At 68.6% G+C, this 22,120-nt stretch carries 16 protein-coding genes; 14 read left to right on the forward strand and 2 right to left on the reverse strand.

Annotated elements, in window-relative coordinates:
- Nucleotides 1–6 precede the first annotated feature (6 nt).
- A complete protein-coding gene (locus HSX14_RS20010; RefSeq protein WP_173180005.1) occupies nt 7–1,062 on the reverse strand; it encodes an ABC transporter substrate-binding protein in 1,056 nt (351 codons plus the stop codon).
- A gap of 371 nt (nt 1,063–1,433) precedes the next feature.
- Here HSX14_RS20010 and HSX14_RS20015 point away from each other — a divergent pair, with 371 nt between their 5' ends.
- From HSX14_RS20015 to HSX14_RS20045, 7 genes are all read left to right on the forward strand, one after another.
- Nucleotides 1,434–2,690: an acyl-CoA dehydrogenase family protein gene (locus HSX14_RS20015; RefSeq protein ID WP_173180003.1), complete on the forward strand. Its 1,257-nt coding sequence runs from the start codon at nt 1,434–1,436 to the stop codon at nt 2,688–2,690.
- Between the two features lie 76 nt (nt 2,691–2,766).
- Complete coding sequence (locus HSX14_RS20020; RefSeq protein ID WP_173180001.1) at nt 2,767–4,089, forward strand: metal-dependent hydrolase family protein; 1,323 nt, start codon at nt 2,767–2,769, stop codon at nt 4,087–4,089.
- 84 nt (nt 4,090–4,173) lie between these two features.
- Nucleotides 4,174–5,940: an ABC transporter ATP-binding protein gene (locus tag HSX14_RS20025; RefSeq protein WP_173179999.1), complete on the forward strand. Its 1,767-nt coding sequence runs from the start codon at nt 4,174–4,176 to the stop codon at nt 5,938–5,940.
- Nucleotides 5,933–7,807, forward strand: a complete 1,875-nt coding sequence (locus HSX14_RS20030) for an ABC transporter ATP-binding protein (RefSeq protein WP_173179997.1) — start codon at nt 5,933–5,935, stop codon at nt 7,805–7,807. Before HSX14_RS20025 ends, HSX14_RS20030 begins: the two co-directional genes overlap by 8 nt.
- Before the next feature lie 493 nt (nt 7,808–8,300).
- Entirely contained in the window at nt 8,301–8,627 is a 327-nt protein-coding gene (locus HSX14_RS20035) for a type II toxin-antitoxin system RelE/ParE family toxin (RefSeq protein WP_173179995.1), read from the forward strand.
- Complete coding sequence (locus tag HSX14_RS20040; protein ID WP_173179993.1) at nt 8,624–8,905, forward strand: helix-turn-helix domain-containing protein; 282 nt, start codon at nt 8,624–8,626, stop codon at nt 8,903–8,905. The genes HSX14_RS20035 and HSX14_RS20040 overlap by 4 nt, the downstream gene beginning before the upstream one ends.
- Before the next feature lie 488 nt (nt 8,906–9,393).
- Nucleotides 9,394–9,774 carry an FxLYD domain-containing protein gene (locus tag HSX14_RS20045; protein ID WP_173179991.1) on the forward strand — a complete coding sequence of 127 codons (381 nt, stop codon included), beginning with the start codon at nt 9,394–9,396 and terminating at the stop codon, nt 9,772–9,774.
- 11 nt (nt 9,775–9,785) lie between these two features.
- Here the strand turns inward: HSX14_RS20045 and HSX14_RS20050 are convergent, their stop codons facing one another.
- Nucleotides 9,786–10,529, reverse strand: a complete 744-nt coding sequence (locus HSX14_RS20050) for a class II aldolase/adducin family protein (protein ID WP_111264345.1) — start codon at nt 10,527–10,529, stop codon at nt 9,786–9,788.
- Nucleotides 10,530–10,896: 367 nt separating this feature from the next.
- Between HSX14_RS20050 and HSX14_RS20055 the strand changes: the two genes are divergently transcribed.
- The 7 genes from HSX14_RS20055 (at nt 10,897) to ssuD (ending at nt 22,103) form a co-directional block, all read left to right on the forward strand.
- Nucleotides 10,897–12,057, forward strand: coding sequence for an LLM class flavin-dependent oxidoreductase (locus tag HSX14_RS20055; protein WP_173179989.1), 1,161 nt, complete (start codon nt 10,897–10,899; stop codon nt 12,055–12,057).
- An 11-nt stretch (nt 12,058–12,068) separates the two neighbouring features.
- Nucleotides 12,069–13,115, forward strand: a complete 1,047-nt coding sequence (locus HSX14_RS20060; protein WP_173179987.1) for an ABC transporter substrate-binding protein — start codon at nt 12,069–12,071, stop codon at nt 13,113–13,115.
- 35 nt (nt 13,116–13,150) lie between these two features.
- Nucleotides 13,151–14,209, forward strand: a complete 1,059-nt coding sequence (locus HSX14_RS20065) for an aliphatic sulfonate ABC transporter substrate-binding protein (protein ID WP_173179985.1) — start codon at nt 13,151–13,153, stop codon at nt 14,207–14,209.
- A 327-nt stretch (nt 14,210–14,536) separates the two neighbouring features.
- A complete protein-coding gene (locus HSX14_RS20070) occupies nt 14,537–16,795 on the forward strand; it encodes a TonB-dependent receptor (RefSeq protein WP_173179983.1) in 2,259 nt (752 codons plus the stop codon).
- A 426-nt stretch (nt 16,796–17,221) separates the two neighbouring features.
- Entirely contained in the window at nt 17,222–19,690 is a 2,469-nt protein-coding gene (locus HSX14_RS20075; RefSeq protein ID WP_173179981.1) for a TonB-dependent receptor plug domain-containing protein, read from the forward strand.
- Between the two features lie 689 nt (nt 19,691–20,379).
- Entirely contained in the window at nt 20,380–20,943 is a 564-nt protein-coding gene (gene msuE / locus HSX14_RS20080) for an FMN reductase (protein ID WP_173179979.1), read from the forward strand.
- 11 nt (nt 20,944–20,954) lie between these two features.
- Complete coding sequence (gene ssuD / locus HSX14_RS20085; RefSeq protein ID WP_173179977.1) at nt 20,955–22,103, forward strand: FMNH2-dependent alkanesulfonate monooxygenase; 1,149 nt, start codon at nt 20,955–20,957, stop codon at nt 22,101–22,103.
- Nucleotides 22,104–22,120 lie beyond the last annotated feature (17 nt).

Below are 22,120 nucleotides of genomic sequence, written 5' to 3' on the forward strand. Positions count from 1 at the left end.
TCCGGTTCAGGCGCGGCGCTGGGCCAGCAGGTCATGGGCGGCTTGCAGCGGGCGGGCATCGACCCAGTCGGCGATGTCGAAGTCCCGCTCGAGGAAGCCATGCAGGTTGAGGAAGGTCTTCTGCACGCCGAGGAATTCCAGGCGCTGGGCGGACAGGTCCGGCGCCAGGGTGGTGTGGAAGTCACCGCGATAGGCCTCGGCCACGCCCTCGCGGCCGGCGCGGGTCTCCACCTCGAGGATGGCGTGCAGGTCGTCGCGGTTCTCCGCGGCCCACTCGGCGGCGCGCAGGGTCTGGGCGAGGAAGCGCACCACCAGGTCGAAGTGATCGTCGAGCAGGTTCTGGTGAACGGTGATGGGACGGGGCGTGCCGTTGTTGACGCGATGGCGCGGGTCCACCAGGTCCAGGTCCACCCCCACCACCAGGCCCAGGCGGCGGGCGGCGTCGGCAGCGGCGGCGCCCTTCACGTAGACGGCGTCCAGCTCGCCACGGGCCAGGGGTTCGAGCCCTGACCAGAGGCGCTGCAAGCCCTCCTCCGGGGTGCGCGCGGCGGCCTGGTCCAGCAGCGGCACCTCCACCAGTTGCACGTCGTCGAAGCCCAGCCCGGCCAGCGCCAGGGCGCCCTTGTAGCCGTGCAGGCTCATGGCCCGGGCGATGCTGCCGGGGCGGCTGTCCCCCCAGGCCGGCAGGGCCAGGCGCTTGCCCTTGAGGTCGGCCGGGCTGCGGATGCCGGAGTCCGGGCGCACGAGGATGGTCTGCCATTCCTCGATCCAGGTCAGGCCGATCAGCCGGCTCGGCGCACCGGCGGCGCGGGCGGCCAGGGCCGGCACGTTGCCGCCTTCGCGAAAGAGCCCGGGCAGCTCGTGGTCGTAGTGGTGGCGGCCGAGCTGGCGAGCCTCCTGCAAGGTGGAAACCGGCAGGCCGTCGGCGGCGAACTCCTCGGCCAGCCAGCCGAGCTTGTAGGCGATGCCGGAGGCGGTGGGCACCGGGCAGCGGGTGAACCAGATCTGATCCAGCGGGGCCTTTTCGGCGGAGATCGACGGGGCGGTGGCGGCTAGGGTCATGGGGCGCTCCATTGAGAGAGTCAGGGCGGCCTACACGGGCCGTTTGCCCGGCTATCGCAATGCCCGTGCCAATGCGCAGAGCCCGCTCGCCACGGGGCCTGCAGCGGATCGGCCGGAAAAACCGGGGCCCGACCTGCTGGCCAGCCAGCAGGGTTGCGCGGCGATTGCTGCCTGCCGAGCAACCGCCTCGCGGCACTGCTTCCCCAGCAGCAACGCGGCCCCGGGCCGTGCCCGCCGGGCCACCCCGCGAGCCGCGCCACGCAAGGCCTCGGCAGCCTTCGCCGGGCCTCTGGCATAGAACCTGCTCAAGCCCCGCCAAGCACCCGGCACAGGCCCGGGACGGAACCGATCGAATCGACAGAGGTGCAAGCATGAGTACGGCCGAACGCAATTTCGCCACGGAGCAGCCCCACGTGGCGGCGAACATCCTGCGCAGCGAGGCGGACGCCATCGCGGTGGCGAAGGAAGTGGCCAGGGAGATCGCCGAGATCGCCGCCGACAGTTCGCAGAACCGCGAGCTGCCGCGTCGCCAGGCGCAACTGTTGTCCGACAGCGGCCTCACCGCCATCGGCGTGCCCAAGGCCTTCGGTGGCCTGGGCGCCTCGGTGGAGACCATCGTCGAGACGGTGCGCATCATCTCCGTGGCCGATGGCGGCGTCGGCCAGTTGCTGCAGATTCACAACGTGATGCTGCGCGGCATCTTCACCGGCTACCCGGACGAGGTCCGTGACCGCCTGGTGGCCGACGTGCTGGCCGGCAAGCGCTTCGGCAACGCCCTGGCCGAGGTCGGCGGCAAGAACAAGTTCGCCCTCAAGACCCGTGTCGAGCGTCGCGCCGACGGCAAGCTGATCCTCAACGGCAGCAAGTTCTACTCCACCGGCTCCTACCTGGCCGAGTGGATCTCCCTCACCGCCGGCTCCGACGATGGCGGCGTCGGCGTGCTGCTCAACCGCGACACCCCCGGCCTGACCCTGGTGGACGACTGGGACGCCTTCGGCCAGAACAACTCGGTCAGCGGCACGGTGATCTTCGACAACATCGAGCTGGACGAGCGCTTCGTCTCGCGCCGCCAGGGCCCGATGAAGCGCACCGGGCTGACCTTCCCGCAGATCCTCCACGCCGCCATCGACACCGGCATCGCCGCCGGCGCGCTGCAGGCCGGCGTGCACTACCTCAACCACAACGCGCGGCCCTGGGTGGAAAGCGGCGTCGAGCGCGCCAACGAGGAGCCGCACATCATCCGCCAGATCGGCGAGTACGCCGTGGCCCTGCGCGCCGCCGAATCCCTGCTGCGCGACGCCGCGCGGGTGTTCGACCAGCACGAGCAGGACCCGGACAACAAGGAACTGCAGGACGAGCTGATCCTCTCGGTGGCCACCGCCCGTGCCCACTCCGATGGCGCCTCGCTGAAGATCTCCAGCGACATCTTCTCGCTGCTCGGTGCCAGTGCCTCGCTGACCAAGTGGAACCTCGACCGCTTCTGGCGCAACGCCCGGGTGCACACCACCCACGACCCGATCCGCTGGCGCCTGCACCACGTCGGCAACTACTACCTCAACGGCATCGACCCGGGCGAATACACCGCCATCCTCAACGCCAAGCAGACCGAAGGCGCCACCACGCGCTGAGCCTTCCCACCCCCGCGTTCCAGTTCCCGGCGCCCTGTTCATGCCAGGGCGTGCGGGCTTTTTACGGATCAGGAAAATGACCCCCTCACTCGCTCGCGTCATCCGCCAGGGCAACCGCCTGGCCCTCGCTTCCGGCACCGCGCTGCTGCTCGGCGCCGCCCCCTTCGCCCTCGCCGCCGAGGCCCCCAAGGCCGCCGCGCCCGCCCAGCCGCCGCAGCTCGTCGCGCTCAAGGCCGCACGCCTGATCGACGTCACCAGCGGCAAGGTGGTCAAGGACCCGGTGGTGCTGATCGAAGGCGAGAAGATCAAGGCCGTCGGCCCCGACGTCGTGATCCCCAGCGACGCCCGCGTCGTCGACCTCGGCGCCAGCACCCTGCTGCCCGGGCTGATCGACTCCCACGTGCACCTCGGCGGCTTCGGCCCGCGCTTCGGCACCGCCCGTGGCGCCCTGGCAGGCGCCAAGCAGGCGCTGGATACCCTCAAGGCCGGCTTCACCACCCTGCGCAACATGGGCGGCCGCGCCTTCACCGGTATCGCCCTGCGCGACGCCATCAACGAAGGCGACATCCCCGGCCCGCGCATCTACGACGCCGGCACCCTGCTCACCACCACCGGCGGCCACTGCTCCGGCCAGCCCACCACCCCCGAGGACGACAAGGACGGCGCCGGCGTGGCCAATGGCGCGGACGCCTTCGAGCGCAAGGTGCGCCAGCAGTTCAAGTACGGTGCCGACTTCATCAAGGTGTGCATCACCGGCGGCTTCATGAGCGGCACCGACCCGCGCGTCACCCAGTTCAGCGAAGAGGAACTGAAGTCGGTGATCGACACCGCCCACCGCTACCGCAAGAAGGTCGCGGTGCACGCCCACGGCGCCGATGGCATCCGCCTCGCCGCACAGCTGGGCGCCGACACCATTGAGCACGCCTCACTGGTGGACGACGAAGGCCTGAAGCTGCTCAAGCAGAAGAACATCCCCATCGTGCCTACCCTGGCCATCGGCGGCCTGGCCCTGGACCACGCCATCGAGGCCGGCGCCAGCCCCTACACCCTGGCGATCCTCAAGCAGACCGGCACCATCCACCGGCAGAACATCGCCAAGGCCATCAAGGCCGGCATCCCGATCATCTACGGCACCGATGCGCCCATCACCCCGCACGGCACCAACGCGGTGGAGTTCCACTTCCTGGTGGAAGCCGGCCTCACGCCCCTGCAGGCCATCCAGGCCGCCACCATCACCCCGGCCAAGTGGCTGGAGGCCAGCGACAGCATCGGCAGCATCGAGGCCGGCCGCTACGCCGACATCATCGCCGTGAAGGACGACCCCCTCGCCGACATCAAGGTGCTGGAGAAGGTGCAGTGGGTGATGAAGGGCGGGGTGATCTACAAGGACGAGCTGTAAGGCCCGCCCATCCCCCCGGGCGGGTGCCACCCGCCCTCGCCCGCCCGCTGCCCCCACGCCCACCTCCCACCACGAGCCCCATCGATGCCCCACCGCCACCCCCTGCTCCGCTGCCTGGCCATCTACCGCGAGATGCCCTGGCGCTTCGCCCTCACCGCGTCCCTGTTCATCGCCGTCAACCTGGGCCTGGCCTGGCAGCAATGGCTGGTGGGGCACGCGGTCAACGACGTCAGCGCCGGCCGTGCCGTGGTGCGCCAGGCCGACGGCAGCCTCGACGCTTCGCTCGGCTGGTACTGGGTCGCCCTGATCGTCGGCGTCGCCCTGGGCCGGGGCGTGCTGCAGTACGCCGCCGGCGTGCTCTCGCTGATCCTCAGCCAGGAACTGCTGACACGCCTGCGCGAGCGCATCCTCGGCCAGGTCCAGGGCCTGCACCTGGGCTACCACTGGCAGCACGGCATGGGCGAGATGGTCACCCGCACCACCCGCGACGCCGACAAGGTGCGCGACGCGCTGATCAGCTTCTGGCGCCAGTTGGTGGAAACCCCGCTGGTGGTGCTCGCCGCCGTCGGCCTGCTGGGCTGGTACCACCCCTTGCTGGGCCTGGTGCCGCTGCTGCTCACGGTGCTGGGGCTGGCCATCTTCGTGGTGCAGACCGAACGCCTGGTGAGCCTCGACCGCGCCGTGGGCGCGGCCTACGACCGCGTCGCCCAGGACCTCGCCGAGGGCATCGGCGGCGTCCGCGTGATCAAGTCCTTCGCCCTGGAGGCCAGCCGCATCCAGGGCTTCGCCAGCCAGGTCGGCCTGTTCGCCGAGCATGCCCGCACCGCCCTCGCCTACGCCGCCTCACGCATCCCCTTGCCCCAGGCGGTGGTCGCCCTCGGCCACGTGTGGATCCTGGTCTACGGCGCGCACCTGGTGGCCGACGGGCGCATCGGCATCGGCGAGCTGGTCACCTCGCTGCTGATCGCCACCACCCTGGTGTTCCGCATCGAAGGTATCGGCCGGGTCATGCAGACCTTCGCCGACGCCCGCTCCTCCGCCGAGCGCATCTGGCAGTTGCTCGACGAGCAGCCGGCCATCCGCAGCGGCACCGCGCCCCTGCCCGCAGGCCCGCTGGGACTCAGGCTGGAGGCGGTCGGCGTCAGCGCCCCCGATGGGGGCCGCGAGATCCTCCGCGCCTGCACGCTGCGCATCGAACCGGGCGAGGTCGTCGCCCTGGTCGGCGCCACCGGCACCGGCAAGAGCCTGCTGGCCAGCCTGCTACCGCGCCTGGTGGACGTCAGCGCCGGGCGCCTGCTGCTGGGCTCCGACGCCAGCACCTGGCAGGACGTGCGCCAGCTCGACCTGGCCCAGCTGCGCCGCCGCGTGCACGTGGTGCCCCAGGAAAGCTTCCTGTTCTCCGACACCCTGGCGGCCAACCTGCGCCTGGCCGCGCCCGGGGCCAGCGATACCGAGCTGCTCCAGGCCCTGCACCTGGCCGCCGCCGACGACGTGCTGGAGCGCCTGCCCCGGGGCCTGGACACCGCCCTGGGCGATCGCGGGGTGACCCTCTCCGGCGGCCAGCGCCAGCGCCTCAACCTGGCCCGCGCACTGCTCGGCCAGCCGGACATCCTCTGCCTCGACGACGCCACCAGCGCCCTCGACGCCATCAGCGAGCGCCGCGTGCTGGGCAACATCCGCGACCTGCGCGGCACCACGCTGCTGGTCATCTCCAGCCGGCTCTCCACCATCCTCCTCGCCGACCGCGTGCTGCTGCTCGACCAGGGCGCCATCGCCGACGCCGGCACCCACGCCGAGCTGCTGCAACACAACCCCGTCTACCGCGACCTGCTGGGGATCGACCATGGCTAACCCACTACCGGGCAAGGCGCTCTCGGACATCGAGATCGAGGAAATGCTCGCCCGCCAGGCACTGGATCGCGGCATGCTGCACCGCCTGCTGCCGCTGCTGCGGCCGATACGCGGAGCCATCCTCACGGTGATCGCCCTGGAGGTGGTGCTGGTGTTCACCGTGTTCCTGCGGCCGCTGTTCGTGCGCGAACTGCTCGACCACGGGTTGGTGCCGCAAGGCGACCACTGGCTGCTGGACGAGCGCCTGGTGCTGCTGCTCGGCCTCGGCCTGGCGGCCAGCTGGCTGGGGCGCTTCCTGCTCGCCGGGCTGTCGCAGTTCATCGCCGGCAGCGCCGCCATCCGTGTGCTCAACGACCTGCGCGTGCGCGTGTTCGCCCACGTCCAGGCACTGAGCGTCGGCTACTTCGACCGGACCAAGGCCGGGCGCATCATCTCCCGCGCCGACCGCGACGTGGACAGCCTCGAACCGCTGCTGATCCAGGGCCCGCCGGAGCTGCTCGGCGCCCTGCTGCGCTGTGGCGTGGCCGGCGTGCTGCTGTGGCTGATCTCGCCGCTGTTCTTCCTCGCCCTGGTGGGCACCGTGCCCCTGCTGTTCGCCGCCACCTGGGCCTTCAAGCGCATCTCCCAGCGCAACTGGGCGCGGGTGGCGGAGAACCGCAGCCGCTTCACCGCGCACCTGGTGGAGAGCGTCAGCGGCGCGCGGATGATCCAGCAATGCGTGCAGGAGGCGCCCAACCGCGCGCGCTACCGGCGCCTGCTGCTGGACTTCAACCAGGCGCTGATCCGCGGCAGCCTGCGCTCCGGCTGGTTCGCCCCCTTCACCGCGCTGCTCGCAGCCGGCGGCATGGCGGCGCTGCTGCTGGTGGGCGGCCACGGCCTGGCCAACGGCACGGTGAGCGTCGGCCAGGTGGCGGAAAGCCTGTTCTACGTGATGATGTTCCTCGGCCCGCTGCAGGAGCTGTCGGACCTCTTCGAGCGCTACGCCACCGGCTCCGCCTCGGCGCAGCAAATCTTCCTGCTGCTCGACACGGCGCCGGAGATCACCGACCGCCACGCACCGCAGACCCTGCCCGACGCCCGTGGCGAGGTGCGCTTCGAGGCCGTGCGCTTCGCCTACGACCCCAGGGCCGCGCACCCGGTGATCCTCGACCTGGACCTGCACATCCAGGCCGGCGAGGTGCTGGCCATCGTCGGCCCCTCGGGCCACGGCAAGAGCACCCTGGTGCAACTGCTCACGCGCTTCTACGACGTACAGGGCGGTGCCGTGCGTATCGACGGCGTGGACGTGCGCGACGTCGCCCAGCACGCGTTGCGCCGCCGCGTCGCCGTGGTGCTGCAGGACAACGTGCTGTTCAGCGGCAGCATCCTCGACAACCTGCGCCTGGCCGCCCCCGCCGCCAGCGACGCCGAACTGATCGCCGCCGCCCGCGAACTGGGCGCCGACGAGGTGCTCGAACGGCTGCCGCACCAGTACCACAGCGAAGTCGGCCCCCTCGGTGCCCACCTCAGCCACGGCCAGCGCCAGCTGGTGTGCCTGGTCCGCGCCTACCTCGCCGACCCGGCGGTGCTGGTCCTCGACGAAGCCACCTCGGCGGTGGACGTGCACACCGAGCGGCGCATCCAGCGCGCCCTGCGCCGCCTCTGCGAAGGCCGCACGGCGATCATCATCGCCCACCGCCTGGCCACCATCCGCGACGCCGACCGCATCGCCGTGATCCGCAACGGCCAGCTCGTCGAACTCGGCCCCCACACCCAACTCATCGACCAGAACGGCGCCTACGCCGCCCTCTACCAGACCTACCTGCGCAGCGCCGAGACCAGCGCCTCCATCGACACCATCCTGGAAAAGGCCGGCGCGGAGGGGTGATGCACATCGCGCAAACCACGGCCGTGGGAGCGGTTTCAACCGCGAAAAGGAGTGGCCGGCAAATACGAAAGGTGGACCGATAAAGCGGGGTCCACCCTACGTCGCGGGAACCTCCGTGATCGGCCGGTGGCAACGCATCGCGAATGAATTCGCTCCCACACTCCAATCTCAAAAACCCCGTGGTGGCGCGCCCGTAGGATGGGTCGGGCGGCGTTCCGCGAGCGAAGCGAAACCCATGCTGTGCCCCCGTACGACGACCCAGCCCATCCGCGTTTTGCCCCCAAAAACGGGCGAATGAATTCGCCCCTACGTAGCGACAGCAGGCCGGATCATGCTCCGCGCTTACGCTCACTAGCCGCTCCGAAAATCCCCACAGCCCTCTCGCCTTGCAGCCCTACAAGCTCCAGCGGTAAGCCATCGTATTGGCCCCGAGGGAAGCGGGTGCACCGCTAGCCTTCCGGAAAAATATATCCAAATCAGTATATTTTCGACAATGAAACCACTACGCTTTCTGGGCGATGCCCTGAAATGCCTGCGCGACTTTCCCAGTAGCGCCAAGCAGGACGCAGGCTACCAACTGGACCTATTGCAACGCGGCTGCATGCCAACGGATTTCAAGCCAATGCCGAGCATCGGAACCGGCGTGGAAGAGATTCGGATCAGGGACGAATCCGGGGCCTATCGGGTGATCTACACCACCCGGGTAGCCGACGCCATCTGGGTTCTGCACGCCTTCCAGAAGAAAACCCAGGCCACATCCAGGCGCGACATCGAACTGGCCAAGGCCCGTTACCAGGAACTCATGCGAGGTTTGAAATGAGCGAAATCGAAAGCTTCGACAGCGTGTGGGATGCCATCGCCGACACCCCCGAGCAGGCCGCCAACCTGCGTGCACGTGCAGAGTTGATGCAGCAGATCGCCGCCATCATCGAAGACAGCGCCTGGAAGCAGGCAGAAGCGGCTGCCCGTTGCGGCGTCACGCAGCCACGGATCAACGACCTGCTACGCGGGCGTATCTCGCGCTTCTCGCTGGACGCCCTGGTGAACATCGCCACCGCGCTGGGACGGCGGGTGAGTGTGACCCTGAGCGTGGCCTGAACCAGGCGAACAACGCATCGCGAATGAATTCGCTCCCACAGCCACCCTCTCCGAAATCCTGTGGTGGCACGCCCGTAGGATGGGAAGAGCGAAGCGAAACCCATGCTGTGTCACGTCCGACGCCCCAACCCATCCGCGTTTTGCCCCACCAAAGCGGGCGAATGAATTCGCCCCTACAACAACACAGATCCCTGTAGGGGCGACTTCAGTCGCCAAGCGGCGCGCAGCGTCGCCCCGCAGAGCGGGTACAAGCCGCGTGAAATCGCCCAGACAGGCATTCACCCGAACACGCCATGAACACACTCGATCTTTTGCGCATGTCCCCACAGGATCTCTGCCTTGCGGTCCTGAACGCCACAGCGGTGACTCAATGAATTCGCCCCTACAGATCGGCGCCGTACGCCTCGGATTACGCGGCGCCGAGCGGTAGTCGACAAGGTTTTCGCGCCGATGTATCAACGGCGGGTTAAGGCCTCGAGTCGTTCGCCATGTTGCGTAAAACCTGCCTCGCCCTGCTGGCCCTCGTGCCGCTGTGCGCCCTCGCCGATGACGTGAAGGTGCGCAACCTCGCCCTCACCCGCTCCGGGCACGACAGCTACATCAACGGCACTGCCGCCAACACCACCGAGAAGTCGTTCTCCACCGTCACCCTGGTGTTCGACATCTACGAGGGCGGCAAGCTGGTGGACACCGAGACCTTCCGCGCCAAGGGCATCGAGGGTGGCCAGGCGTGGCGCTTCTCGGTGCCGGTGAAGGCGCGCAAGTTCGACAGCTACAAGGTGCGCACGGTGCTCATCGACACCGAGTTCAGCGAATCCATCGGCGCGGCGACGCTGCCGCCCACCGCGCCAGCGTCACCCGCCCCTTAGCCGGCGCCGTTTCAGGCCACTTCGCCCAGCAGCTTCTGCCCTTCGGCCCATAGGCCGGTCATCTTCCATTGCTGCTCCAGCACGCCGGGGCCGAACTCCCTGGAGCCGCCGAGGTTTTCCGCCAGCGCCTGGAAGTAGGCGCCCTCTTCCACCAGCAGGACCAGCTTGGCCACCTGGAGGATGCCGGTGCCCCAGAAGGTCGCCCCGCCGTTGGCCTCCAGCAGCCCCGGCGTGTGCGGGTTGGCCTCGATGGTCTCGACGATGAACGCCGGCTCCGGCTGGCGACGGTCGATGTACACCGGCAGCTCGCGGGCCAGGGTCACCCGTTGCGAGGCGGCGTAGCGCAGCGGCAGCACGCGGTGCGTACCGGCCCAGCCACCCAGGTAGGGCGTGTGCACGTGGATCACCACGTTCACCTCGGCGCGCTCGCGCAGCACCTGGGCGTAGCGCTTGCCGCTGCCGGCCTCGCGGCTCTCGCTCAGGGTCTGGGCGCCGCCCAGGGTCTCGTCGAGGTGGACGACGCCGTCGTAGCTCACCACCGAGGCGCGGATGGCCGGCTCGTCGTCCCAGGGCGACGGTGCGCGCAGGGCGATCACCAGGTCCGTCCCGGGTACGCGCAGGTAGGCCTGCAGGGTGTTGGTGGCGGTCAGGGTGCGGGTGTCCTGGAGTACGCGGAAGGCCTTGGCGAAATCGCGCTTGGCCTGCTCGACCTGGTCAAGGATGGCGCTGCCGAGGGTGCTGCTGGTCTGGGTCATGGGATCGTCCTTCAAGGGGGTCACGCAACGAAGCTCCGTTGCCGCCGCGATGCGCGGTCGTAGCGGTGCAGAGCAGGACTTGTGCCGACTCCACCAAGCCCTTGATGCGCAAGGCCTGGCGGCGGTCGGCTCGCCCCCCGCAGGCCCGCCACCGGCGATTCTGTTGCGCCCCCAGCAGCCGGCTGCTGGCAGGGTGTTGCTGGAGACGCACCCCGCCCGCCCGGCCTCTCGCGCCCTCTCCTCGCAGGCCTTGCCCCACCTGGCCCGCAGCCCTGCCGGCGAGCCGTGGCATGGCCGTTGCACTCGCACCTGGCAGCGTGGCTCGCCGGCCCTGGCGGGAACCACGGCCACCTCATCAGGAGCGAATATGAGCACTGAATTCTTCTGGCGCCTGCCGCTGGGCACCGACGGACCGCAGCTGTCCACCGACAAGCACAACCGTGGCAGCCACGCGTACCGCCCGGGCAATATCGCCCCCGGCCGCCTGCCCAACGGCGAGCCCGACGGTTTCGGCTACATCGACTACATCGCCCAGGTGGCCAAGGCCGCCGAGCTGGCCGGCTTCGAGGGCGCGCTGCTGCCCACCGGCCCCGAGCCGTGGGTGGTGGCCTCGGCCCTGGCGCGGGAGACCCGCCGCATCAAGTTCCTCATCGCCTTCCAGGCCACCTGGACCCTGCCCGCCTACGCCGCCCAGCAGGCCGCCATCCTGCAGAACCTCAGCCGTGGCCGCCTGGAGTGGAACATCATCACCGGCGGCAACCCGGCCAGCCAGCGCGCCAATGGCGACTTCCTCGAGCACGACCTGCGCTACAAGCGCACCGGCGAGTTCCTCGACATCATCAAGGGCCTCTGGGAGAACGAGCGCTTCTCCTACGACGGCGACATCTACCAGCTGGAGAACGGCGCGCTGCCGCCCGGCCTGCATGACGAGCGCAAGCCCGGGGTGTACTTCTCCGGCTTCTCCGACGCCGCGCTGGAGGTGGCCGCGCGCCACGCCGACGTCTACCTCAACTGGGCCGAGCCGGTGGACAAGCTCAAGCCGCACATCGACCGCGTGCGCGAGCTGGCCGACAAGCAGGGCCGCAGCGTGCGCTTCGGCCTGCGCGTCGACCTCTTCGCCCGCGAGACCGAGGAAGCCGCCTGGCGCGACCTGCGCGCCCAGTTCGACCGCCTCGAAGGCAAGCCCAGCTCCCTGGTGAAGAACTTCACCAGCGGCTCGGACTCCGTGGGTGGCGCGCGCCAGACCGCCTACCACCAGAACATCGACCGCTTCGACGACCTGATCCTCGGCCCCAACCTCTGGGCCGGCTTCGCCAAGGCCAAGCCCGGCCCGACCGTGGGCCTGGTGGGCAGCCACGAGAACATCGCCGAGCGCCTGGTGGAGTACCGCGACGCCGGCTTCTCCACCTTCATCCTCGCCGGCAACCCGCACCTGGAAGAAGCCCTGCGCATCGGCCAGGAAGTGCTGCCCCTGGTGCATCAGCGCTCGGCGGCGAGCCCGGCCGCCGATCTCAAGCAAAGCGCCTGAGGAGACCGACCATGAGCCAACTCGAAACCCTCTGGTACACCCGCTGTCCGGTCCCCACCGGGCTCGGCATCGCCGTGCAGAAAGGCTGGCTGGAACAGACCCTGGCCGGCCAGGGCACGCGCATCCAGTCGCTGCGCGAATCCAGCGAGCAGGCGGTGCGCGAATCGCACTTCGACCACAGCCTGCAGAACTCGGTGCGTCACGGCGGCAACATCCCCGCCATCTGGGCCCGCTCCCAGGGCCGCGACACCCGCGTCATCGGCCTGTCCTGGGCGGACGAGGTGCAGCTGATCCTCACCCGCCCGGACAGCGGCATCAAAAGCGTCAAGGACCTCAAGGGCCGCCGCTTCGGCCTGCCCGACTGGCACGGCGCGCAGATCGACTTCACCCGCGCCCAGGCCCTGCGCGGCCTGGAGAACGCCCTGCGCCTGGACGGCCTCGAAGTGGCCGACGTGGAGCGCGTGGACTACCGCTACGGCGGCACCTTCAGCGACGAGCCGGTACAGGCCGTGGCCGGCACCCCGGTGAGTTCGCGCCGCGCCGAAGGGCGCAACGCCGAGCTGGTCGGCCTGCTGCGGGGCGAGGTGGATGCCATCTTCCTCAAGGGCGCCAGCGCCGCCCAGCTGGCCCATGACTTCGGCCTGCGCACGGTGATCGACACCGGCTCGCACCCCGAGCCGCTGGTGCGCTCGAACAACGGCACGCCGCGCACCCTCACGGTCGACGCCCACCTGCTGGAACAGCACCCGCAAGCCGCCGCCGGCATCCTCGACGCGGTGCTGCGCGCCGAGCAATGGGCCCACGCCCACCCCGACGACACCCGCCGCTACCTCGCCCGCGAGACCAACAGCAGCGAGTACTGGGTGACGGTGGCCTACGGCGAGGACGCCCACCGCCGCCTGCGCACCGAGCTGGACGAGCAGGCCATCGCCGCGCTGCAGGACTTCACCGCGTTCCTGCACCGCTGGGGCTTCATCCCGCAGCTGTTCGAGGTGCGTGACTGGATCGATACCCGACCGCTGGACTCCCTGCGCGCAGCCGCTGCGCTGGCAGGCTGATCGGCCGGGCTCTACTGACTTCAACCGAGCCACTTATGAGCAAGCCACTCGATACCCTCTGGTACACCCACAGCCCGGTTCCCACCGGGCTCGGCATCGCGGTGCAGTCCGGCCGCCTGGCCGAGGCCTTCCGCCCCTACGGCACCAGCATCCAGTCGCTGCGTGAATCCAGCGAACGCGAGGTACGCGAAGCCCACTACGACCACCACCTGCGCAACTCGGTACGCCACGGCGGCAACATCCCGGCCATCTGGGCCTACGCCAGCGGCGTGGAGACCCGCGTGCTGGGGCTGTCGTGGAGCGACGAGGTGCAGCTGATCCTCACCACCCCGGAATCCGGCGTGAGAAGCGTGCGCGACCTGAAGAACCGCCGTTTCGGCCTGCCCAAGTGGGCCAACGTGCAGATCGACTTCACCCGCGCCCAGGCCCTGCGCGGCCTGGAGAACGCCCTGCGCCTGGAAGGGCTCTCCGTGCGCGACGTCGAGCTGGTGGACTACCCCTACGGCGGCACCTACAGCGACGAGCAGAAGCACCACCTGTACGGCGCCGAAGTGAGCCTCGGGGTGGACCGCATCCGGCGCCGCAACAACGAGCTGATCGGCCTGTTGCGGGGTGACATCGACGCCATCTTCCTCAAGGGCGCCCACGCGGCCCACCTGGCCAACGAGTTCGGCCTGCAGGTGGTGGTCGACACCGGCTCGCACCCCGACCCGCTGATCCGCTCCAACAACGGCACGCCGCGGACCCTGACGGTGGACACCCACCTGCTGCACGAGCATTTCGATGCCTCGGTGCGCATCGTCGACACCGTGCTGCGCACCGAGCAATGGGCCTGGGCCAACCCGGACGAGACCCGGCGCTTCCTCGCCCGCGAGCTCAACACCAGCGAGTACTGGGTCGCCACCGCCTACGGCGAGGATGCCCACCGCCGCCTGCGCACCACCCTCGACGAACGCTCGATCGCGGCCCTGCAGGACTTCACCGACTTCCTCCATCGCTGGGACTTCATCCCCCGGCGTTTCGACGTGCGCGACTGGATCGATTTCAGCGTGCTGGAGAAGGTCATCGGCTCCACCTCCCGGGTCGCCGTCTGAGCCCTGTTGCCCGGGCAGCAATGCCCGGGCGACTGCTTCCCCAGCAGCAACTTCCCAGCAACTTCCTGCTGCCAATTACGCACACGTGAATGCCCTTCTGCCGGCCTTGCATCCGGCCAACTCCCGCGCGCCCTTAGTTGTTGCAATAACGCGCCGCCAATATTAATAAATTCCTTTTAAATCAATTATTTGCGAATTTAAGAAAATATCCGACAAGCCCACCGAAAGGCTGGCACGACTCCTGCTCCTCCCCTTTTGCTTATTCATGGCACGCCTTGCGAACGCCCACTTGGCGACCCGTGCCTTACATATAAAAGGGGAGAGAACATGCACACACCCAATCCGATTACCCGGGGCATATGGCTGGCCCTGTTGCTGACCGCCAGCGGTGCGCTGGTCGCCGCCGAGCGGACCGATGCGAAGAAGGCCGAAGACGCCGCCAAGGCGCAGCCCACCACCGCGCTGAAGACGGTCACCGTCACCGCCCAGCACCGCGAGGAAACCCTGCAGGAAACGCCCACCACCGTCTCGGCGGTGAACGGCACCAACATCACCGCCGACGGCGTGCGCGCCATCGGCGACATCACCACCTTCGTGCCCAACGCCGCCGCCAAGAACCCCGACGGCGACGGTCGTCCGCGCTGGTACATCCGCGGCCTGGGCACCGGCGACACCGGCGCCGCCACCGTATTCCCGGTCGGCATCTATGCCGACGACGTCTACCTCAACGCGCCCATCGCCGGTGGCGGCCCGCTCTACGACCTGGAGCGCATCGAGATCCTGCGCGGCCCGCAGGGCACCCTGTACGGCAAGAACACCACCGCGGGCGCCGTGAACATCATCTCGAAGAAGCCTGATTTCGACACCGACGGCTACGGCACCATTGGCTTCGGCAGCAAGAACGAACGCATCCTCAACGGCGCCATCGGCGGCGCCCTGGTGGACGAGCGCCTGGCGGCGCGCGTGGCGGTCTACTCCGAGGAACGCGACGGCTTCACCAAGAACCTCACCAACGACCACACCTACGGTGACGTGAACAAGAAGGCCGTGCGCCTGCAGTTCCTCGCCCAGCTGACCCCGGACCTGGAAGCCCTGTGGAAGATCCACAGCCGCGAGCACAAGGGCGACGGCAGCAACGGCTCGTTGCCGGTGGGCCGCTACTACAACGTCGGCTACGTGCGCCCCCATGGCAGCAAGATCCAGCTCAACGTCGACGAGGACTACAAGCTCGACCACGACGGCACCTCGCTGACCCTGAACTGGGACCTGGGCGGCTACAAGCTGACCTCCATCAGCGCCTACGACAGCATTCGCAACCAGGCCCTCACCGACGCCGACTACACCCCCTACGAGGTCAACGGCGTCAGCGACGTCGACAACGAGTACAACCAGTACAGCCAGGAATTCCGCCTCGCCTCGCCCCAGGAAGATGCCCTGCGATGGCTGGCCGGCGCCCACTACTTCCACGAGAAGCTCGACAGCGACGCCCTGCGCTACGTGCGCCCGGGGACCACCCCGAACGGCACCGGCAGCAACCAGACCGGCACCGTGTACCGCGACCTGGCCTACACCCACAAGACCGACAGCGTCGCGCTGTTCGGCAACGTCACCTACGACTTCACCGAGAAGTTCAGCGTGACCGGCGGCCTGCGCTGGACCAAGGAGAAGAAGGACATCGACCTGACCCTCACCCAGCGCCTGGCCAGCGGTGCCCCCATCGCCGGCGCCGACAACAACGGCACCAGCGAGAAGGACAAGACCTGGGACGCGTGGACCTACGACCTGACTCCGGAATACCGCATCAACGACAACCTGCGGGTGTTCTTCCGCTACGCCCACGGCTTCCGCTCCGGCGGCTTCAACACCGGCCTGTCCGGCGGCCTCTCCGGCCTGACCACGGTGGACCCGGAAGAACTGGATGCCTACGAACTGGGGCTGAAATCGGAGTGGCTGGACGGCCGCCTCACCGCCAACGCCAACGTCTTCTACTACGACTACAGCGACATCCAGGTGAACCTGCTCACCGTCAACAACGGCATCCTCACCACCGCCCTGACCAACGGCGCCGCCGGCGAGGTCAAGGGCGCGGAACTGGAACTGGAAGCCCAGCCCACCGAGTTCCTGCACCTGCGTGCCGCCCTCTCGCACCTGGACACCGAGTACACCGACTTCAAGAACGTCAACCCCAACACCGGCGTGGTCACCGCCGACTACAGCGGCAACCGCTTCGTGCGTTCGCCCGAGCAGGTCATCTCCCTGGGCGCCGACTACACCTTCCCGCTGGAAGTCGGCGGCAAGCTGGTGGCCGGTGGCGACGTCAGCTACCGCGGCAAGGAATACTTCCTGGCCGACCGCCAGAGCAGCGTCGACAGCACCTTGAGCCAGCCCCACTACACCCTGGCCAACGCCCGCCTGACCTGGTTCAACCATGACGAGAAGATCAGCGTCACCGGCTTCGTCAACAACCTCACCGACCGCCGCTACCAGGTCCACGGCCGCCCCAACGGCGCCGTCGGCAGCGGCCAGTACGTGATCACCTACGGCGACCCGCGCACCGTCGGCGTCAGCCTCACCACCCGCTTCTGATCCCAGGCGCGGTACCCACGCGGGAGCCCGAGCGATCGGCCTCCCGCGTTTTCATTCCCGCCACGCCCCGTCCCCTTCCGTGTCCGGCCGCGCGCGCCTCGCAGGAGGGTGTAGAGCGCAGCGAAACCCGTGCTGCCGATGCCGCTCCGAGCCCCTGTCGATCACCGCCTATACCTCGCCCATTGCTGCCCCGTTGCGGGCCCGCTGCTGCCCCTCCAGCAGCCCCTGTGCAAGGGCCGTAAACCCGCTCCAATCACTCCAATAACCCATTGATTTACATAGATTTTAAATAATCGAAAAACCACAAAGCCCCTGGCACAGCCGTTGCTCTGGAGGAAGGCGAAAGAGGCGCAGGAAGGGAAAACCCATAAGCGCCCGGGACACGAAAAACCATGCCTTCACTTCCTTCCTACAGGGGTAAACCAGATGTACCGTCCTTCCCTCCTGGCCAGCGCCATCGCCCTGGCCACCAGCAGCCTTGCGTTCCCCGGCCTTGCCGCAGAATCCCCGAGCAACCCCACCGCCAACGGCGAACGCCTCGGCACGGTGGTGGTGGTCGGCACCCGCCGCAGCGACATCACCGCGCTGGAAAGCGCCGCGCCGGTCGACGTGCTCAGCGGCGAACAGCTGCAGGAAACCGGCGCCCAGGACCTCTCCGGCGCCCTCACCGCGCTGTCGCCCTCCTTCAGCTTCCCGCAATCGCCCCAGGGCGCCTTCTCCGGCTCCATCGCCCAGGGCGCCTCGCTGCGCGGGCTGGCCTCCGACCAGGTGCTGGTGCTGGTCAATGGCAAGCGTCGCCACACCAGCGCCAACGTCACCCGCCAGGGCCTGGTCAACGGCCGTGGCGCGGCGGCGGTGGATCTCAGCCTGATCCCCCTGGCGGCCATCCAGCGCGTGGAAATCCTCCGCGACGGCGCCGCCGCCCAGTACGGCTCGGACGCCATCGCCGGGGTGATCAACATCGTGCTCAAGGAGCGTGACGACGGCGGCAACATCGGCTACCGCTTCGGCGGCTACGACAAGGGCGACGGCCTGCAACGCAAGCTCAGCGGCTGGAAGGGCTTCGCCCTGCCCAACGACGGCTTCGTCACCCTGGCCTTCGATGCCGGCAGCCAGGACCCGGCCAGCGACACCAACCCGGACAACCGCATCTTCTACCCCGGCTCCACCAGCACCAACACGCCACGGGAACAGAACAACCCCAACCGCACCTGGCGCTGGGGCTCGGGCAACGTCTCCGACCAGTACAACTTCACCGCCAACGGCGAGCTCGGCCTGGCCGACGGCCTGACCGCCTACGCCTTCGCCACCTACGCCCACAAGAACAGCGACGCCGAAAGCTTCTTCGACCCGCCCACCGCCCTGCGCAACAACTACGGCAGCGTGGCCCTGGCGCGCTTCCCCGACGGCCGCATCCCGATCACCCGCTACACCCTGGAGGACTACGCGCTCACCAGCGGCCTGCGCTACGAGGACGAAGCCCTGGGCAGGTTCGACCTGGCCCTCAACCACGGCGACAACTCGGTGAAGTCCACCGACCGCAACGCCATCAACCCCAGCTGGGGCGCCAGCAGCCCGGAGAAGATCTACACCGGCGAACGCGAGGCCGACCAGACCAACCTGACCCTGGACTGGACCCGCGACTTCCCCACCGACCTGCTGTACAAGCCGCTGACCCTCTCCGCCGGCCTCGCCTGGCGCAAGGAGAACTACGAACTGAGCGCGGGCGAGGCGGCCGGCTGGCAGAACGGGCCGCTGTTCAACACCCTCGACCCGGTCACCGGACGGCGCATCCCCGGCTACTACTCGGGCATCACCAACGTCGACGCCGTGTCGCTGGACCGCAAGGTCTGGGGCGCCTATGTCGATGTCGAAGGCCAGGTCACGGAGAAATTCCAGGCCGGCGTCGCCGCACGCACCGAGCACTACTCGGACTTCGGCGACACCACCAACGGCAAGCTCTCGCTGCGCTACGACTTCACCCCCCAGGTCGCCGCGCGCGCCACCGCCAGCACCGGCTACCGCGCCCCCTCGCTGGTGCAGAGCGGCCTGTCGTCGTTCAGCGTGCAGGTGGTCGAGCAGCCCACGGGCAGCGGCAACTGGGTGGAGGTGCAGCAACGCACCCTGCGCGCCGACAGCCCCGAGGCCGCGTTGCTGGGCGGCAAGGCACTGAAGCCGGAGGAGTCCACCAACTACTCCCTGGGCCTGGTCTGGCGCCCGCTGGACAACGCCTCCTTCACCGTCGACGCCTACCGCATCGACATCGAGAACCGCATCACCCTGTCCGACCAACTGCCCGCCACCGTGGTCGGGCCGATCTTCGCCGGCACGCCCTACGCCAACATCCAGAGCGCGGCCTTCTACACCAACGTCGCCGACACCCGCACCCGCGGCATCGAGTTCACCGGCAACTACCAGTGGGACCTGGAGCGCGCCGGCCGCCTCAACCTCAGCGCCGGCTACAGCCGCAACCGCACCGAGATCACCAAGCTGCGCGATGTCGGCCGCATCCGCGGCTCGCAGATCGTCGGGCGCAACACCCAGGGCCTGATCGAGGAAGGCACCCCGGACGACAAGCTCACCCTCAGCGCCAGCTGGCTCTACGAGGGCTGGGGCCTGACCCTGGCGCAGCGCCGCTACGGCGAATGGAAGTCGCTCAACGCCAGCAACCCGGCCCTGGACCAGACCTTCAGCGCGCAATGGGTGACCGACCTGGACCTCAGCTACAGCTTCCAGCAGGGGCTCAAGGTCTCGGTGGGCGCGATCAACCTGTTCGACAGCCACCCCGACAAGCTCGAAGGCGCTCAGCTCTATGGCGTGCCCAAGTACAGCATCACCTCCCCCGAAGGCGCGCAGGGGGCGTTCTACTACACCAGCGTCAGCTACGACTTCTGACCCAACGCCAGGGCCCCGAACGGGGCCCTTCCTGCAGGGGCGAATTCATTCGCCCAAACCCAACCACCCAACCCACAAGGAGCACCCGTAGATGGGTTTCGCTTCGCTCTACACCATCCTACGAAGGCCGCCAGTCGCGGCGTACATCCGGCGGTGATGCGCACATCAACGTGAAGTAGTGAGCAAAGACGTTGGAGCAGCCGCCAAACGCCCCTTTCAGAAGGCCGAGCGCAATCGTCGTTTCAGGGGTTGAGCGACATGGATGTCGCGAGAGCCTCGATGGGCCAGGGATGGCCCTTCGAGGCGTGCCCCTGAAACGACGGTGGAGCGAGGGAAGTCTGGCGAAGCCAGACCCGTATGGAGGGGCAAGCGCTTTTGGTTACTTTTCTGGCGATTGAGAAAAGTAACTCGCCCGGGGGGCGAAACCAGAAACATCAGCAAAGCTCGGCAATCAGCTGGACTCGAAATCTTCCAGCAACACGTAACGCAGACAGAGCGAATTCATTCGCGATGGCCGCAACCCTGCCAACTGTTTCCCCAGCAACACCCGATCAGCAGAAGTGTTGCCCACCTGGCAGGTTTTCCTGCCGCAACCCCGCCCAACTGCCCTGTTTCCGCACACTTGGGCTGTTGGTACGGCCCTTGCTCTGTCCCTCTGTACATAGCGCAACATCACAAGGGACAACCCCATGAGCAACGCCATCAACGTGGTCGCCGTCTCCGGCGGCACCTTCCGCCCCTCGCGCACCCTGGTGCTGACCCAGGCCCTGGTGGCCGAGCTGGGCAAGCACCTGCCGGTCAATGTCCGCATCATCGAACTCGGCGATATCGCCCGCCCCGTCGGCGGCGCGCTGTCGCGCAAGGAGCTGCCGGAAACCGTCGAACACGAGCTGCGCGCCATCGAGACGGCCGACCTGCTGGTGGTGGCCGCGCCTGTCTACCGCGGCTCCTACCCGGGCCAGTTCAAGCACCTGTTCGACCTGATCGACATGAACGCCCTGATCGACACCCCGGTGCTGCTCGCCGCCACCGGCGGCAGCGAGCGCCACGCGCTGGTCATCGACCACCAGCTGCGCCCGCTGTTCAGCTTCTTCCAGGCCCTCACGCTGCCCATCGGCGTCTATGCCTCCGAGGCCGACTTCGTCGACTACCAGGTCACCAGCGAGCCGCTGAAAGCCCGCATCGCCCTGGCCGCCGACCGCGCCGCCAGCCTCTTCGGCAGCCGCGCCGACGCCCTCAAGAAGATCGCCTGAAGGACAGCCCCATGAATGTGTTCTGGTTCCTCCCCACCCACGGCGATGGCCACTTCCTCGGCACCAGCCAGGGTGCCCGCCCGGTGTCGCTGCCCTACCTCAAGCAGGTGGCCCAGGCCGCCGACAGCCTCGGCTACTACGGCGTGCTGATCCCCACCGGTCGCTCCTGCGAGGACTCCTGGGTGGTCGCCTCGGCCCTGGCACCACTGACCGAGCGCCTGCGCTACCTCGTGGCGATCCGCCCCGGGATCATCTCGCCCACCGTCTCCGCACGCATGGCCGCCACCCTCGACCGCCTCTCCGGCGGCCGCCTGCTGATCAACGTGGTGACCGGCGGCGACCCGGACGAGAACCGTGGCGACGGCATCCACCTCAGCCACGCCGAACGCTACGAGGTGACCGACGAATTCCTGCGCATCTGGCGCCGCGTGCTGCAGGGCGAGTCGGTGGACTTCGACGGCAAGCACCTGCAGGTGCAGAACGCCAAGGCGCTCTATCCGCCGATCCAGAAACCCTACCCGCCGCTGTACTTCGGCGGCTCCTCCGACGCCGCCCACGACCTGGCCGGCGAGCAGGTGGACGTCTACCTGACCTGGGGCGAACCGCCGGCCGCCGTGGCCGAGAAGATCGCCGACGTGCGCGAGCGCGCCGCCCGCCATGGCCGCAGCGTGAAGTTCGGCATCCGCCTGCACGTGATCGTCCGCGAGACCGCCGACGAAGCCTGGCAGGCCGCGAGCAAGCTGATCGAACACATCAGCGACGAAACCATCGAGGCGGCGCAGAAATCCTTCTCGCGCTTCGACTCCGAGGGCCAGCGGCGCATGGCCGCGCTGCACAACGGCCGCCGCGACAACCTGGAGATCGCCCCCAACCTCTGGGCCGGCGTCGGCCTGGTGCGCGGCGGTGCCGGTACCGCGCTGGTGGGCGACCCGCAACAGGTGGCCGAGCGCATCAAGGAGTACGCGGACCTGGGGATCGAGAGCTTCATCTTCTCCGGCTACCCGCACCTGGAGGAGGCCTACCGCTTCGCCGAACTGGTGTTCCCGCTGCTGCCCGAGCCCTACGCCAGCCTCGCCGGTCGCGGCGTCACCAACCTCACCGGGCCCTTCGGCGAAATGATCGCCAACGACGTGCTGCCCACCAAGGTCGCCGCCCACTGACCGCACCGCCCCTGCCC

Source organism: Pseudomonas tohonis (assembly GCF_012767755.2).
Classification (GTDB): domain Bacteria; phylum Pseudomonadota; class Gammaproteobacteria; order Pseudomonadales; family Pseudomonadaceae; genus Metapseudomonas; species Metapseudomonas tohonis.